Annotated in this window: 1 pseudogene; it reads left to right on the forward strand. The window is 69.7% G+C overall.

The features are described from left to right. A pseudogene (locus ACSLTV_RS36105) lies at window positions 1–968 on the forward strand (IS3 family transposase); the annotation flags it as partial.

A 968-nucleotide genomic window follows, 5' to 3' on the forward strand; every position in this document is an offset into this window, starting at 1 on the left:
GCCGGCGTCACGCTGGAACAGATCGCCGCCGACTTCGGCGTCCACCCGATCGCTCTGTCGAAGTGGCTGCGCCGCGCCGACACCGACGAGGGCGCCAGGCCCGCCACGGCATCGGGTGAGTCGGCCGAGCTGCGTGAGGCCCGCAAGCGCATCCGGCTGCTGGAGCAGGAGAACGAGGTCCTCAGGAGGGCTGCGGCGTATCTGTCGCAGGCGAACCTGCCGGCAAAATGATGTACCCGCTCGTCCGCGAGCTGGCCGCCGCCGATGCCCCTCACAGGGTGCCGGTGGCGGTGACGTGCCGGGTGCTCGGGCTGGCCCGCCAGCCCTACTACCGGTGGCTGGACAGGCCGGTCACCGACGCCGAGATGGCCGAGGCATACCGGGCCAACGCGCTGTTCGACGCGCACCGCGACGATCCCGAGTTCGGCCACCGCTTCCTCCTCGACGAGGCCCGGGCGGCCGGTGAGGCGATGGCCGAGCGGACCGCCTGGCGGATCTGCCGGGACAACGGCTGGTGGAGCGCCTTCGGCAAGCGACGGGGCCGCGGGAAGAATGCCAAGGCCGGGCCGCCTGTCCACGATGACCGGGTGCGGCGGGACTTCACCACAGCCGGGCCGAACCGGCTGTGGCTCACGGACATCACCGAGCACGCGACCGGCGAGGGCAAGCTGTATCTTTGCGCGGTCAAGGACCTGTACTCCGGCCGCATCGTGGGCTATTCCATCGACGCGCGGATGAAGTCCAGCCTCGCGGTGAGAGCCCTTGAATCCGCCGTCGCCCGTCGCGGCCAGGTCGCCGGATGCATTGTTCATTCCGATCGCGGATCGCAGTTCCGCTCACGGAAGTTCGTGTCCGTTCTCGCACGTCACGGCCTGGTCGGCTCCATGGGCCGGGTCGGTGCGGCCGGCGACAATGCGGCCATGGAGAGTTTCTTCGCGCTACTGCAGAAGAACGTCCTCGATCGCCGT

This window comes from Streptomyces sp. bgisy159 (assembly GCF_965341775.1).
GTDB lineage: Bacteria > Actinomycetota > Actinomycetes > Streptomycetales > Streptomycetaceae > Streptomyces.